The organism is Pseudomonas sp. FP1740, assembly GCF_030687165.1.
GTDB lineage: Bacteria > Pseudomonadota > Gammaproteobacteria > Pseudomonadales > Pseudomonadaceae > Aquipseudomonas.
On record NZ_CP117461.1, the window covers coordinates 4,292,220 to 4,307,488 of the forward strand.

Annotated in this window: 9 protein-coding genes; 3 read left to right on the forward strand and 6 right to left on the reverse strand. The window is 58.3% G+C overall.

Annotated features, from left to right (window positions below):
- Positions 1-66 precede the first annotated feature (66 nt).
- On the forward strand, positions 67-2,799 hold the full coding sequence (locus PSH69_RS19235; protein WP_305409457.1) for an RHS repeat-associated core domain-containing protein: 2,733 nt from the start codon (positions 67-69) through the stop codon (positions 2,797-2,799).
- 100 nt (positions 2,800-2,899) lie between these two features.
- Here PSH69_RS19235 and PSH69_RS19240 read toward each other — a convergent pair whose 3' ends face one another.
- A complete protein-coding gene (locus tag PSH69_RS19240; protein WP_305409458.1) occupies positions 2,900-7,684 on the reverse strand; it encodes an NEL-type E3 ubiquitin ligase domain-containing protein in 4,785 nt (1,594 codons plus the stop codon).
- 486 nt (positions 7,685-8,170) lie between these two features.
- Between PSH69_RS19240 and PSH69_RS19245 the strand changes: the two genes are divergently transcribed.
- Positions 8,171-8,611 carry a CBS domain-containing protein gene (locus tag PSH69_RS19245; RefSeq protein WP_305409459.1) on the forward strand — a complete coding sequence of 147 codons (441 nt, stop codon included), beginning with the start codon at positions 8,171-8,173 and terminating at the stop codon, positions 8,609-8,611.
- 109 nt (positions 8,612-8,720) lie between these two features.
- On the opposite strand, the gene PSH69_RS19250 is transcribed toward PSH69_RS19245, so the two are convergent.
- Entirely contained in the window at positions 8,721-9,341 is a 621-nt protein-coding gene (locus tag PSH69_RS19250; protein WP_305409460.1) for a glutathione S-transferase, read from the reverse strand.
- 81 nt (positions 9,342-9,422) lie between these two features.
- Complete coding sequence (locus tag PSH69_RS19255; protein WP_305409461.1) at positions 9,423-10,517, reverse strand: DUF1615 domain-containing protein; 1,095 nt, start codon at positions 10,515-10,517, stop codon at positions 9,423-9,425.
- 160 nt (positions 10,518-10,677) lie between these two features.
- Here PSH69_RS19255 and PSH69_RS19260 point away from each other — a divergent pair, with 160 nt between their 5' ends.
- Complete coding sequence (locus tag PSH69_RS19260; protein WP_305409462.1) at positions 10,678-12,207, forward strand: FAD-dependent monooxygenase; 1,530 nt, start codon at positions 10,678-10,680, stop codon at positions 12,205-12,207.
- Between the two features lie 148 nt (positions 12,208-12,355).
- Here PSH69_RS19260 and hemB read toward each other — a convergent pair whose 3' ends face one another.
- From hemB to PSH69_RS19275, 3 genes are all read right to left on the reverse strand, one after another.
- Positions 12,356-13,330 (reverse strand): porphobilinogen synthase, encoded by a 975-nt coding sequence (hemB, locus tag PSH69_RS19265; RefSeq protein ID WP_018925389.1) that lies wholly within the window; start codon positions 13,328-13,330, stop codon positions 12,356-12,358.
- 139 nt (positions 13,331-13,469) lie between these two features.
- The gene (locus PSH69_RS19270) at positions 13,470-14,312 is read right to left on the reverse strand and encodes a PhzF family phenazine biosynthesis protein (protein WP_305409463.1); all 843 of its coding nucleotides are present in this window, start codon (positions 14,310-14,312) and stop codon (positions 13,470-13,472) included.
- A gap of 23 nt (positions 14,313-14,335) precedes the next feature.
- Positions 14,336-15,043 carry a glutathione binding-like protein gene (locus tag PSH69_RS19275; RefSeq protein WP_018925387.1) on the reverse strand — a complete coding sequence of 236 codons (708 nt, stop codon included), beginning with the start codon at positions 15,041-15,043 and terminating at the stop codon, positions 14,336-14,338.
- Positions 15,044-15,269 lie beyond the last annotated feature (226 nt).

Below are 15,269 nucleotides of genomic sequence, written 5' to 3' on the forward strand. Positions count from 1 at the left end.
GATAGCATCGAGCCTTGGAGAAAACCCTTGCCATGACCGATGCTACGCATTGAAGGAGATAGAGAGATGGATCTCACCGTGCATCGGAACACCTCTTCGATTACTGCCAATGATGGCCGCGGCCTGGCGGTTCGCCATGTGGCCTACCTGCGCAAGAGCGCTCGCGAGCCTCTGGAAGCGCTCATCACCCGACAGCGTCATGACGTCGCCGGCAGACCGGTGGAACACTGGGATCCGCGTCTGTATGGCTCCAGGCCCAACCTGACGACGGTCCATGGGCTGACCGGCCAACCGCTGAAGGTCGACAGCGTCGATTCCGGCTGGCGTCTGAGCTTGCTCGGGGTGGCCGGTGAAGTCCTCTGCCGCTGGGATGAGCGCGGCAATCAATGGCGAAATACCTACGATGATCAACTGCGCATGTTGGCGGTTGACGCCAATGCGCAACCGAACGTCGAAGTCTTGACTTATGGGCAGGGCGATGCGGATCCCGGGAAAAACTTGCGGGGTCAGCTGATCAAGAAAGTCGATCCTTCGGGTTCGATTGCATTCGATTCCTTTAGTTTGCATTACCTGCCTTTAGAAGAAACCCGCACGTTATTCGATGGCTGCGTCTACACCACACGATGGCGCTACGGTGCAGACGGCAAGGCGCTGAGCCAGACAGATGCCGGCAACCATCAGCAGCATTCACGCTACGACGTTGCCGGGCAACTCAAGCAAGTGACACTGCAAATCAATGCCAGCGACTCCGCTCAGGACATCCTCAAGAACGCGCAGTACAACGCCGCCGGCCAGGTCATCGAGCAACGACTCGGCAACGGCATGACCAGAACCTGGATCTACGACCAGGCGGATGGTCGGCTGACACGCATGAAGGCTGGAGTGCCTGGCCAGAACCTGCGGCAAGATCTGGAATATGACTATGACAAGGTCGGTAACGTACTGAGCATAAAGGATCACACCTTCAATCCGGTGTTCTTGGCCAACCAGTACATTGATGGAGCCCGCGAATTCATATATGACCCCCTGTACCGGTTGGTCAGCGCCACCGGTCATGATAGCCCTCCGCCGTCCAGCATGCCGGGGAGGCCGCTGCCCAACGACCCCAACAACTTCCTGAAGTACACACAAACCTTCGAGTACGACAAAGGCAACAACCTGATCAGGATTACTCATAGCCGCGCGGTACGCGGTTACACCCATCGGATGCGCATTGATCCGTCCAGCAACCGTGGCGTGCGCTGGAAAGAAGGGGATCCTGAACCCGATTTTTCAAAGCTGTTTGACCGCCATGGCAATCTCCAGGCCTTGCAACCGGGTCAGGCGTTGCAATGGAACAGCCATGATGAGCTGGCCTCCATCACGCTGATCGAGCGCGAAAATGGCCTCCACGATACGGAAACCTTTCGCTACAGCAATGGCGTACGTGTCTATAAACGCCACGAAACCCATACATCATCGACCAGCCATTTCCACGAAGCACGCTACCTTCCCGGACTGGAAATACGCTGCCGCGACACGGGTGAAGAGCTGCACGTCATCACCTTGCCGAACGTAATAGGCAACGTACGCTGCCTGCATTGGCTCCTGGGTAAACCGGAAGACATTGATGCCAATCAGGTGCGCTACTGCCTCGACGACAGCCTGGGTTCCAGCCTCATCGAGCTCGATCAAGCGGGCCGCCTGATCAGTCACGAGGACTATTATCCCTTCGGCGGCACGGCCTCGCTGAGAGCGGATTCGGTGCGGGAAGTCAGTTATAAAACCATCCGCTATTCGGGCAAGGAGAGGGATGAAAGCGGACTTTACTACTACGGACGGCGTTATTTCGCGTCGTGGTTGCAACGCTGGATCAGTGCCGACCCGGCGGGAACAGTGGACGGGTTGAATCTGTATGAGATGGTGGGTAGTAACCCGATGAGTTTTGTCGATAGGCTTGGGCTTACCAAAGGAGCCGCGCTTAACCAGAGGGTAAGTGCCCGAACCACCGCCATGCTTGAGGTGCCGCGCACTCATCCGGTGCCTAAAGTGAAAGGCTCCGCGACAAAACAACTGGCTGCAAGCGAAGAACACTTTAAGACACATCCAGATGCGCGGTTCTCAAAAACGTTTAGATCCGAGGTCGCTGTCGCACATGCGGGAGTAGCGATTGAAGGCTCAATACCTGACGATGCCATTTACATCACCGACTTTTTCAATATCCCTTTGGAAAGAAATGTAACGCTCACTAAAGCCAAACATGGCGTAGAGATGCACAGACAGGCGGATGATAGCCTCGGTAGAGACAATCCGGTCACAGGTGGCATCCTGAGATTCACCGACCCTGATCGATATACGGAATATTTGAGCAACCGGTATATCGCGCGAATCAAAGATCCTGCGCTTCCTGTAAAAATCTACCGAGGGACGACATCTGAAACGATTGACCTGGCCGGCATAGAGTATGAACAAACGCCACTTCACCCGCTGATAAAGAACCGTATTCAAGGTCATATAGCGGCAAGCGAAGGTGACCTGCCCCAATCCAGTGGACTCCCTGCCGCCCACGCAGAAGTTCAAGCGGCCAATCTGGCGCTTTATATCCAGAAAGCGCAGACCGGGACAACCGACCCGGCGCTCATTCAAGTGGTGACGCAAAAACTACAAGGGGCGATAGCAGCGCAGGCCTTTCCCGCTTGTTTCAACTGCACCCATATCTTGCTTGAGTCCTACGACAATACATCAGCCTTTGATGTCTTGACGGGGAGAACGGCGACGACTCGGTCCCAGTGGAACAGCGCGATAGTGGAATACCGGTAGGGCAATATCCTTCTGGAGCCAAACACGCTAACGGCCCCAAAAAAACCGGTCTGTCCGCAACGACAGACCGGTCGCGTGCTGCGATGCGGTACCGTGCAGGCTATGCGGCCTTTTTCCACGCCTCCACTGTCAGCGTCCTCAATAATCCCTTACGCCCCTCGGCCAACTCAAGAAGTTCGCGCTCATATACCTGCTGTGAGACGGTGCCCGCCAAATGCCGATTGAGCAGCTCCTCTGAGCGAGCATTAAACGCCGTCGAATTCTGCGCGAATGCTTGCGCATGGCGACTCTTCAGGTACTTGCACCAAAACCGCTGCTCAATAATCCGGTTCACCAGCCCCTCACCCGCCTCAAGCGTCAAAACCGATTCATACGCCTGATCTATCTGCGCATCACTGACCTCGGCCATCTCCCGGAACAACATTCCCCGCGATTGCCATGGCAGATCAAGCCGATCCGCCAGACCGGTCTGAAACGCCAGATAAACTTCCACTTCGTCGATGGTACCGGTGATGTCCCCGTCTTCATCGACCGCCATAAAGCTTTCACCGGCCTGCAATCGGCTCTGGACAGTGGCGCGCGCGATTTCATTGACCTGATCCAGACGGGACTTGCCCTTCGCCAATCTGATCAGGCTGGTTTCGATCTGCTCAGTGCTGCCGGCCAGATACGCTTCGTGAACCAGTACTTTGAACCCCATTTCATTGAAAATCTGCGCACCGGCGTCGGCGCATGAATCAGGGTTGCTCGCCATGCGAAACAGTTCTTCGCGCAGCGGGGTGTCCTGAGCAGCGGCATCGAGCAGGCGCCACACTCGTTGTGTCAGCTCGGGGCGACTGGCTTCTTCGACATAATCGGCTGAGTCGGCGAGTTGCTCCAGCACCTCGAAAAAACCCTGGGCATTCGGCTCCCCTTCAAGCTCATCCCACAACGTTTGCCTGCTTTGTCGTTCTGCGCCAGACAAACCTTCCAGCCAGTACACACTGGTTTCCTCGCCTTTGGGCGGGTAACTGCGTGCCGGGTCATACCCTACCGAACGCATATAGCTCTGAAATTGTTCACGACCTTGATCAGACAACCGGTCGCGGCTCAAGCGGGTGCGGGCAACAAGCCGTGCCTGCTCCGAACCGGGTGTCGCTTGGGGGACCTGTTCGATCGGATTGCCCTGCAGATCCAGTTCAAAGGCGCGCGGTCGCGGCAGCGTGAGCAGGCCGGTGGGCCACTCCGTGATACCGGTATCGTGCAAATCCAACAGGTGGAGTTCAGCCATCCGGCTGACATCCGGCTGCTGCGACAGCGCCGGGTTGCCGGCCAGTCTCAGTGTTTGCAGACGAGTCAGACCAGCCAGATCCGCCACACTGTCAGCGGTCAGCGTCAGTTGGTTATTGGACAGGTTCAGATGCTCGAGCACCGGCAGACTTTCTTGCAAGCGAGGGGCGGCGATCAGCGCGTTATCACTCAAATCCAGCGCCCTCAAGTTGGAAAAATAACGAAGAAAACCGGTGATATCGGTACGCAGTTCGACATGGCGGAACTGCAGCGAACCGACATGCCGGAAATCAGCATTCAATGCTGGCAGATACTCCAGAAAATCACTCGTCCAGTGAAAATTCAGATCCAGGGCGTAGCCGTCCGGCCCCGAAGTTTGTGCAGCCTGCCAGCATTGCGTGATCGCCTTGGCAAAACGTCCCTTGTGATAGCGTTGATCCATGGGCAGAAGCTCGCCTCTCTCGATCGCCACCCAGCTATCCAGGGCTTTGGTCAGTTCCTCGAACTCCAATTCCCGTTCGCCGATGACCCGCAACGCCTGAGTCTGCGAGCCGGATGAGCGGACAAAATCGGCAAACGTATCCGCACTCGCCTGCGGGTACAGCACCTTGAACCGATCCTCCAGACTCACGGTCCCCCCTGTACCGAGCAGAGGCTCATTGATCCGTGCATACCCCTGAACGGCTCCGCGCAAACGGGTTGCGGCCGCGGTGTCCATTACATGTCGAATGGAGGGATCCGGGAGAATTTCGCGCAACGCCGCATGCGTCAGCGGTGCGTTCTGTAATGTCTGTCGCAACTGGATGCCCTGGCCGATTTCGTGGCCCAGTTTTCTGCGCGCGGCGTCAGGCAAGGCTTGTAACAGGGCGGTATAGAAATCGTCGGCGCCATGCAGCGTATTACCCTCTTCGTCATGGGACTGAAAGGTGTTTTCCATGGTTCGCACCAGCACTTTGCGAATGGACGCGTGTTCCGGCCCGATACTGTCGAGCAGCGGTCCCTCGAATGACTGGTTGCGAATTTCGATGCGTACCTCGGGCGACCAGCCTGGCAGGCGCTCGAGGCTGTGCAACGCCAGCCGACTGGTATCCAGATTCGCGCTCGAGGGCAAATACAGCCCCTCGTACGCCCGAACAATCCGCCATTCGCGTATCGCCGTGCGGACCTCCTGCCGCAGACGAAACGGCAAATGCTGTCGATCGCTCATCTGTCTTTGTTCCGCCTCGGTGATACCGACCAGCAGCTCATCCATGATGGCACCCGGCAATTGAGGAAACTCACTACGCAACCATCCAACGTGCGCCGCAACGTCGGGGCCGACAGGTGCTTCATCAAGGTTGAAACGAGCATCCACCAACGTCGTTTCTTGCTCCCTGGCCGCCGTGGCGATGAGCGCACGCAGTCTGGCCGCCCGCACATCCAGGGCGATGATTCCATTGCCAAACGCTTCATCCAGCAGCGTCTTGACCTCCTGTTCCGGCAGTTGGGAGAGCATCGTTGCGGCCAGATCGTGGTAACCGGTCTGCCCGGATCTGACCTTGATGATCGATTCGCCCAGGTCTGGCGAAGATTGCCAGAGCACCTTGTCTTGCGCATCGAGCCACTGCACGGTGCGGTTCTTGGGCCATTTGCGATGACGCGTCAGCAGTTCCAGTTGAGTCTGCACATTGGCCTGACCATACACCTGCGGGTCACGGCTACTTATTCGCTCGATGAAAGTTTTAACCTCCTGGTCAGCAGTAAAACGCTTGATGGTTGCCACCAGCAACGCCGGCGGCCGCTCACGCTCGACATGTAGTTTGCGCAATACCGCATCGTCAACACCGCTGACGATCCGGATCTGCTCCAGGGTTTGATCGGAAAACGAATCGACGCGATGTCCCAGGCGTCGCATCAGGGTGACGCCCTGCCAGGCCTGAGGGCGCTCAGCCTCATGCGCCCACGCACCAACGCCATTGTGGACAAGACGGGGGGCATAGGCGTCGCCCCGACGGGGATGCTGGATGCGGTACTGATCCGATCCAGGATCAGGCTCAATCACAAACTGCGTGCCATCGAGCGGCAGCACCTCCTGTCCGGAATGTCGATAAATGCCCTTTTCATCCGGCCGGACAGACTCATCAAGGGTAATCGACTGTGCGTAGCGCTGCAGATCCGCGTCCCATAACCGCGACCTGCCATCGCTCTTTTCTACGAGCCTCATGCCCTCGATAAAGGGCGACGACTTGAGCGGCAACAGGGTGCCCACTACTTTGCCTCCTGCCGCGAATGCACCCAACTGGATCAGACTTTCAGCCACACCGATCAAATGCCCGGCAGCTTCGCTTCTCTGTCCCTCTGACCACTCGATAATCCCTTCGAACGTTTCATCAAGCAGTTGATAGGCGGTATAGGCCAGCATCAGCTCGCCAAGCAACGGTACAAAGAGCGTCGCCACAAAAGTGGCCGCTTCAAGAACGACTGCGGCGACCTTTTGAAAACTATCCCAACGCGCCCAACGAGTTTTTTCATCTTCATCGCCAGTGGGAACCGCCATCGCCCGAGCGTCATTGAGGATCTTGTTCAGTTTCTGGTGAAAGTCACGGGTCCAGAAGTCACCGCTGTTTCGCAGATAGGTCATCTGCAAATCAGGATTGATATTCGGCTCCTCACGCCACGCCGGCTTTTGTTCAAACGGCAAGGATGCATGCCATTGAATGCTTGAAAGCCGGTTATTGAGCTGGAAAAAGAAGGTGCCTCGCTGTTGATGAGGGACAAACCGGCTGAAAAAGCGCTGATACTCAGGCACGCGTAATTGTGAGATCAGTTCTCTATGGAAGCTGGCCAGGGAGGGGTATTGTTTGACCGGATGTTCCGGATCATGGGGGACATAGGCGATGACTTGTTCAATCTGACGGCTGCTATCGAGGTCCGCCGCAATCAGAACAATGCCTGTCAGGGCCGTATCCATCATCCTCAACTCGAAACAGTGCATGGGTTGGCCCTGCAAAGTCAGTGCTTGATGCCCCGCAACCAGATTCAACAGCATGCGGTGAGTATCGTGATCGATGTCTTGTTTCATGAGCGCCAGAACACTGGCCGCACGCAACGCATCCTGTTGGCTGGCCTGTACTTTATGTTGTAACACCGCCCTTGCCACCGGGTTGGTGAACCCCATGAATGCCTTCAGGTAAGCTTGGTATCGAGCCCCGATATCCAGTTCACGACACAGCGCTGCAAAGGCCTCGACAGACAGTTTATGTTTGATCGGCACGACGTCGAATTGCCCGGAAGCGGAAGGCTTCGTAATGAAGTCGCTCGCCCTGTCGAAATAACCCGCTCGGGTTTCTTTAACTTCGAAGTTATGCAGCGAGGCCTCAAGCAGTGACAGCGTCCGCACATCAAACCCGACGACAATGCCCTTGGGGCAGTAAAGCCGCAGGTAGGTCGCTTTGACATCCAGGGTAATGCCGTATTTGTCTTTCAGCGCAGTGATTAAAAGCTGTTCTGCGAACGTTTCGACTTCCTGAATTTTGTTCAGGGTTTTATCAGTTTCGTTTTGTGATACCCAACTGTCCTCAAACGCCCTTTTCATCTCACCACGTAATTGCGCCGACGCCATGTCATACCAGGGCATGGCAGGTCCAACATTCTGTTTTAAAGCGGTGCGATTTTCTGCACGGGTGCTCAATAGCCAGTCTGGAATAGACTTGGCAATGAAAGGTATGTGCGGACTCTGAGTCATAGACTCAGGAAGTGAACGCTGCGTAGATTCAGCAGCCGTTAGAGCATCAAACATAATGACGAGTCATCCATGACTTATTAGAGGTATGAGCCTACCCGAATTTCTTTATTCGATTTTCCTCCCTCTATTTCAAGGTATTAACCAAAAAAACCATAATCCCCGTTACCCGGTCTCCCCGGTCGACACGCGACAAAACTGAACGCCTTCCGGGCCTGAGCCTATCCTGCTAATCGACACATTCTCTCGATGAATCGGGGGGGGGGTTATGAAAAAAAACCTGAATGACGCTATTTGCGTGTTATCTGCCGCTTTCTCCCTTGCTCTGTGAGCCTGTCTCTACGATTCTTCAAGGACAACGACAACACCCGAGAAGCCGTCATGAAAACCGTCGCCCAGTTGCTCAAGTTAAAGGCCCAACAGAATCAGGCAGTCCACACCATTGCGCCTCATCAAATGGTGCTGGAAGCGCTGATGGTGATGGCCGCCAAAAACGTCGGCGCGTTACCGGTCCTGAAAGAGGGAAAGGTCGTCGGCATCATCAGTGAGCGGGACTATGCGCGCAAACTGGTGCTCAAGGGGCGCTCCTCCGTCGGCACACCGGTCAGCGACATCATGGTGTCGCCGGTAATCACCGTGGACACCCATCAAACCGTCGAAACCTGCATGGGCATCATGTCCGACAAACGCCTGCGGCACTTGCCGGTGGTGGAGGACGGTGAGCTGATGGGTTTGCTGTCGATCGGCGACCTGGTTAAGGAAGCCATTGCCGAACAGGCTGAACTGATTCGGCAGCTGGAGCAGTACATTCGCGGCGAGTGATTGCACGACACACCGCAAATCCCCCTGTGGGAGCCGGGCTTTTGTGGCGAGGGAGCTTGCTCCCTCGCCACAAAAGCCCGCCCCCCACAATATGTGTTTGGCGATGTTCCTATGGCCAATGCCGCGAGAAGATCGGCGCCAATACAGGGTGGCGGTCGAAGCGTTCGAGCCAGGCGAAGAACCCCGGCCGCGCAATGCGCAAGTGTTCCCGGGTACCGGCCCACCGCGTTACCACCGCTGCCAGAATATCCAGCGCGCCCGGTTTTCCGTCGTCCAGGTACAACTTGCCGGCGAACTGATCGGCAAACACCTCCCAATGCCAATGCAGGCGTTGGCGGGCACCGGCCATGAGGTTTTGCCGGGACGACTCGTCCGCCTCGGCCAGCCAGCGTTCGGGGTAATCGATGATGCCGATGGCGGTGTAACAATTACTGACGATATACACCAGACCATGAATCACCTGATCGCGCTTGATCGGGTTTTCCGGCAACAGGTTCGACTCCGGAAACGTAAGGCCCAAGTGAATCAGGATAGCCGCACTCTCGGTAAGAACGCCGCCATCAGGCAGTTGCAGAGTGGGAACCTGCTTGAGCGGGTTGAGCTTCTCCAGCGCATGCGCCGCCTGCGGGGACGATGACACGTCGATGAAGCGATAAGGAACCTCGCACAGTTCCAGCGCGGCCTCAATGGCCGCCGCACCCGAATTCTGATACCCATAGAGCTGGTACATGGCTAAATCTCCTCTGCGACTCTCTCTTTGTAGCAGATGCCAAAGACTGCGCGCGAACCCTGTGGGAGCGAGCTTGCCCGGTTACCCTCCCGCGCGCTTCATACAGCGTTGATAACGCTCGTCGACTCGCTTGGCAAACCACGCCGTGGTGAGTTTGCGGGTGATTTTCGGGCTTTGCAGCACGATCCCCGGCAACACCGCCCGGGGTAATGCCCGGCCTTCGGCCTGTTCGGCCAAGGCGAAGACGCGCTGATAGAGCCTGGTGTCCTCAAACTGAAGACTATTACCCTCCTCCAGTTGATCCCGAATGGTCGGGTTGCGCATGTCCAATTGCTTGCCGAGGGTGCGCACCGCCAGTTCCGTGGTGCCGGGCATGATCGAGTCGTAGCGCACCAGGTCGCCATCCAGCGCCAGCGGGATACCCGTCGCACGACTGACCGCGTTCTGAAACGCCGCATTGCGGCTGGCGTACCAACCGGCGTTGAAATCGGCGAAGCGATACAGCGGCTGTTTATAGCTCACCGGATAGCCGAGCAAGTGGGCGATACCGAAATACAGGCCTCCGCGACGGGTAAACACTTCGTGACGAATCGAGCCGTTCACCGGGTAGGGATAATCCCGCACATACTGCTCGGCAAAGTCGATGCTGACCTGCATCGGCCCGCCGGTGTGCACCGGGTTGAAGCCGCCGAACAAGGTCCGGCCCATGGGCACCATGCCGATGAAGTCATCGAAAATCTCGCTGAGCTCTTTCTCGCTGCGCACGGCATTCAGTCGGTCGCTGTAGCTTTTGCCGTTGGGTGAACGCACCTGCAAGGCACCGCTGACCAGCAAGCTGGGAATGTGAGCCTTATCGGCGCGGCGGTCGATTTCATCCCGGGCGATCTTGCCCAGGCCTGGCACCGGCGGATCAGCCTGAAACGTCGACTCTTGCTCAGCGACCGCGAGTACCGAACACAGGTTTTGCGTGGTCGGCGAAATCTTTTGCGCGGCAAACGCCGCGTAGATGTCGGTGGCCCAGCCCTGGCGGTCGACCGTTTTGGCCGGCAGCAGGCTGACGATTTCGGCCTTGACCTCGGCAGGCTTGCGGGCCGGCGGTTCCTGAGGGCGCTGAGTGCCGCAACCGGCCAGTACCAACAGCGCGGCCACGCTCATGATCAATCGATTGGCTTGCATGGTGCTCCATCAAATCCGTTGAGCCGGGTTAACCATACGATCAATGGCATGGCGCAGGCTATGACTATCCCGCCCTCTCCCTGTTCCGTAGCCGCTGTCGAGCCTGCGAGTGCCCCCCGGTTGAACCATACTTGATCCACACACCGAGGAGGACAGGCTCATGAACCGTAGCGACGTGCTGATCATCGGCGCCGGCCCGACCGGGCTGGTCCTGGCACTGTGGCTGAGCAAGCTGGGGATTGGGGTGCGGATTATCGACAAGACCTCGGCCCCCGGTACTACCTCACGCGCGTTGGCGGTACAGGCCCGAACGCTGGAGCTGTATCGCCAGCTCGACCTCAGCGACGCCGTGGTGCAGAACGGCCATAAAGTGTGCGCCGCGAATTTCTGGGTCAAGGGCGAACCGGTCGCACACCTGCCGCTGAGCGCCATCGGCGAGGGTTTGACGCCCTACGCGTTCCTGGAAATCTATCCGCAAGACGAGCATGAACAACTGCTGATTGAACGCCTGGAGACCTTCGGCATTACGGTGGAGCGCAACACCGAATTGCAAAGTTTCGAAGAAACCGGCGATGGCATCACCGCGACACTGCGCTTACCCGATGGACAGCAGCAAACCTGCCAGGCCTGTTACCTCGCTGGCTGCGACGGCGCCCGCTCGATCGTGCGCAAATCCCTGGACACCGATTTCCCAGGGGGCACCTACCAGCAGATTTTCTATGTGGCGGATGTGCAGGCCCGCGGCCCGACGTTCAACGGTGAATTGCATGTGGACCTCGACGAAGCCGACTTTCTCGCCATTTTTCCTTTGTCCAGCGAAGGTCGCGCCCGACTGATCGGCACGGTTCGCGACGAACGCGCCGAGCGCGCCGAAACCCTCCAGTTTGCAGACGTCAGCAGGCGGGCCATCGAGAATTTAAAGGTGCAGATCGATCAGGTGAACTGGTTCTCGACCTATCGCGTGCATCACCGGGTAGCGGATCACTTTCGTACCGGACGCGCGTTTCTGTTGGGTGACGCCGCCCACGTCCACAGCCCGGCGGGTGGCCAGGGCATGAACACCGGGATTGGCGACGCGATCAATCTGGCCTGGAAGCTCGCGGCGGTGTTAAGCGGCAGCGCCACGGCCAAACTGCTCGACAGTTATGAAACCGAACGCATCGCCTTTGCCCAGCGCCTGGTGGCCACCACTGATCGGGTGTTCAATTTCGTCACGGCCGATGGGCCAATTGCCGACGTAATGCGCATGCGCGTGGCGCCCTTTTTGATCCCGAAAATGATCTCGTTCGAGGCCGTCCGGGAGTTCATGTTTCGCACGGTGTCACAGACCACCCTCAACTATCGGGGCATGCCGTTGAGTGAGGGCGTTGCCGGCCACGTTCACGGTGGTGATCGCCTGCCCTGGGCCCACGACGGTGAAGGGGACAACTTCGAATCGCTGAAATACCTGACCTGGCAGGTGCATGTGTATGGCGACACCAGCGACGAGATGATCGCCTGGTGCAAGGCGCATCACCTGCCGCTGCAGGTGTTCGACTGGCGACCGGTGTTTGAAACCGTGGGACTGGCGCGCAACGGGTTTTATCTGCTGCGCCCGGATACCTACGTGGCGATCGCCGATTACAGCGCCGATCCGAAAGTGATCGAACGGTATTTCCGCGATCATGGGATACGGCCTTATATCACCTGAAGATCTTTTGATGATCGTTCCCACGCTCTGCGTGGAAAATGCAGCCAGGGACGCTCCGCGTCCCAACAAGCGTGACGCAGAGCGTCACAGGAAGCGTTCCCATGCGGAGCGTGGGAACGATCATTCAACAGTGGTTATGGGATGATCTTTAGATCCCGGCCAGGGCCAGGTCCATTGCGAAGTAGGTGAAGATCAAATCCGCCCCCGCCCTTTTGATCGCCCCCAGACTCTCACGCACGACGCGATCTTCATCGATTGCCCCGGCCTGGGCGGCGAATTTGATCATCGCGTATTCACCGCTCACCTGATACGCCGACAACGGCAGACGCGAGGCTTCGCGGATGTCGCGGATGATGTCCAGGTACGCGCCGGCCGGCTTGACCATCAGCGCGTCGGCGCCTTCCTGCTCGTCCAGCAACGACTCACGCACCGCTTCACGACGGTTCATCGGGTTCATCTGATAGCTTTTGCGGTCCCCCTTGAGCGCACTGCCGCCGGCTTCGCGGAACGGGCCATAAAGCGCCGAGGCGAATTTGGTCGAATAGGCCATGATCGCGGTCTGGCTGAAACCCGCTGCATCGAGCGCCCGGCGAATCGCCTGGACCTGCCCGTCCATCGCCGCCGACGGCGCGATCACATCGGCACCGGCCCGGGCGGCGGCCACGGCTTGTTTGCCGAGGTTGATCAGGGTCTGGTCGTTATCGACTTCGTGCTGGTGCAACACGCCGCAATGGCCGTGGTCGGTGTACTCACAAAAACAGGTGTCGGACATCACGATCATTTCCGGCACGGCGTTTTTGGCGATGCGCGACATGCGCGACACCAAGCCGTTATCGTTCCAGGTGTCGCTGCCGTTGCTGTCCAGATGATGAGACACGCCGAAGGTCATCACCGACTTGATCCCGGCCCGGGCGTAACGCTCGATCTCGCCGGCCAGTTTCGACTCGGGGATGCGCATCACACCGGGCATGCTCTTGATCGGCACGAAATCGTCGATTTCTTCCTCGACGAAAATCGGCAGCACCAGATCGTTCAAGCTGAACTCGGTTTCCTGGAACAGGCTGCGCAGGCTCGCATTGCGGCGCAGACGGCGTGGACGTGCTTCGGGGAACTGACTGGACATGGACCTTCCTGAAGAGACGAAATTCGTAGGGCGCAAAGCTTATGCCCTGCAAGGTGCGGGACACAAACCTCGATCGCTCAAGACAACGTTACCGCGACGGCAACAATCGCCCGCATCGAATACCGCCTGCTCTCACAGGTTAGATCGTCAGCGTTCCGGTAATACACGTCACGACAGCACCACCAATCCAGATCTCATCCCCCACCTGCTCCACCCGAATCCGCCCGGCGCGGCCCATGGTCAGGCCCTGACTGACGACATAAGACGCCGGGGCCAGCCCTTCGCTGAGCAACCATTGAGCGATCCCGGCGTTCAGGCTGCCGGTGGCCGGGTCTTCCGGCATGCCGTCGCCGGAGATGAATGCACGCACTTCGAACTGCGCGTCGGCACCATCGCGCTCGGGGTGCCATGGCGCGATGACACCGACGGCGAGGCCGAGCATCTGTGCATGATCCGGCTGCAAGTCCAGAATCTGCTGGCGGTCCTCGACCATCACCGCCAGCCAACCGGCACCGTTGTCAACCCATTGCGTGCGCACAATCGCCCCCGGCGCCAACCCAAGCCCCTGCCGTACGCGCTCGACCAGCCCGGCGTCCACCGGGCCGGACCTGAGCAGCGGTGGCGCGAGAAACGCCAGCTCCGCCCCCTGCCGACGCACCCGCACCAGACCGACACCACACTCCTGAATAATCTCCTCACCCTTGGGCACCCCACCAGCCTCGAGCCAGGCATGGCACGTGCCCAGCGTCGGATGACCGGCGAACGGCAACTCTTGCAGGGTGGTGAAGATACGTACTCGATAGTCGGCCCGGGGGTCTCGAGGTTCGAGCACGAACGTGGTTTCGCTGAGGTTGGTCCAGTTCGCGAACGCCGCCATGCGTTCATCGCTGAGCCTGTCTGCGCCGAACACCACCGCCAACGGGTTGCCCTTGAGCGCGACGGGGCTGAAAACATCTACTTGCTTGAAATCGAACGCGCTCATTGCCTGCCTTGGTGATGAGGGATTCAAAGGGATTGCTTGGGGATTTCCAGCCCGCGAATTACCGCCGGTCTTGCCAGGAAACGCTCCAGCACGCGGGTGACGTTGGGGAAATCCTGGATGCCGACCAGGTCGCCGGCCTCGTAGAAGCCGATCAGGTTGCGCACCCATGGAAAGGTCGCGATGTCGGCAATGGTGTAGCGCTCGCCCATGATCCAGTCGCGCCCTTGCAGACGGCCATCGAGGACCTTGAGCAAGCGCTTGCTTTCGTCGACGTAGCGATCACGGGGACGCTTGTCTTCGTAGTCCTTGCCGGCGAATTTGTTGAAAAAACCGAGCTGGCCGAACATCGGCCCGATACCGCCCATCTGAAACATCAGCCACTGAAGGGTCTCGTAACGCGCTGCCGACTCCTGGGCCAGCAGTTGCCCGCTCTTGTCGGCGAGGTAAATCAGAATCGCCCCGGACTCGAACAGCGCCAGCGGTTGGTCCCCCGGGCCGTGGGGGTCGAGGATCGCCGGGATCTTGTTGTTGGGGTTCAGCGACAGAAACTCAGGGGACAGCTGATCCTGGGTGTCGAAGCCCACACGATGCGGCTCGTAGGGCAGCCCGATCTCTTCGAGCATGATCGAAACCTTGACGCCATTGGGCGTTGGCAAGGAATAGAGCTGGATCCACTCCGGGTACTGGGCCGGCCATTTTCGAGTGATGGGGAATGCAGACAAATCGGTCATCGGGAGCTTCCACGGGAAAATCGGAGTGAAGATCATAAGGGGGACGGGGCTAAGATGTGTACTGAAGTCCATAAATCCGAAACATCCTGTCGATAACCTTCCCCCCAATCCGTTCAAGGTTGCCGCTAAAGTGCCAGGCACCTCGCTCGGATCGAAGCTCGAATCGAACCAAAAGGGCTGCAGCGGACTCTGAGCATTGCCCTGTTAGAAATGGACCGGGTCAACG

Excerpts from the sequence above, each read along its gene's own strand:
- PSH69_RS19235 (WP_305409457.1), top strand. The coding sequence starts at position 67 with ATGGATCTCACCGTGCATCGGAACACCTCTTCGATTACTGCCAATGAT.
- PSH69_RS19240 (WP_305409458.1), bottom strand. The coding sequence starts at position 7,684 with ATGCCCTGGTATGACATGGCGTCGGCGCAATTACGTGGTGAGATGAAA.
- PSH69_RS19245 (WP_305409459.1), top strand. The coding sequence starts at position 8,171 with ATGAAAACCGTCGCCCAGTTGCTCAAGTTAAAGGCCCAACAGAATCAG.
- PSH69_RS19250 (WP_305409460.1), bottom strand. The coding sequence starts at position 9,341 with ATGTACCAGCTCTATGGGTATCAGAATTCGGGTGCGGCGGCCATTGAG.
- PSH69_RS19255 (WP_305409461.1), bottom strand. The coding sequence starts at position 10,517 with ATGCAAGCCAATCGATTGATCATGAGCGTGGCCGCGCTGTTGGTACTG.
- PSH69_RS19260 (WP_305409462.1), top strand. The coding sequence starts at position 10,678 with ATGAACCGTAGCGACGTGCTGATCATCGGCGCCGGCCCGACCGGGCTG.
- hemB (WP_018925389.1), bottom strand. The coding sequence starts at position 13,330 with ATGTCCAGTCAGTTCCCCGAAGCACGTCCACGCCGTCTGCGCCGCAAT.
- PSH69_RS19270 (WP_305409463.1), bottom strand. The coding sequence starts at position 14,312 with ATGAGCGCGTTCGATTTCAAGCAAGTAGATGTTTTCAGCCCCGTCGCG.
- PSH69_RS19275 (WP_018925387.1), bottom strand. The coding sequence starts at position 15,043 with ATGACCGATTTGTCTGCATTCCCCATCACTCGAAAATGGCCGGCCCAG.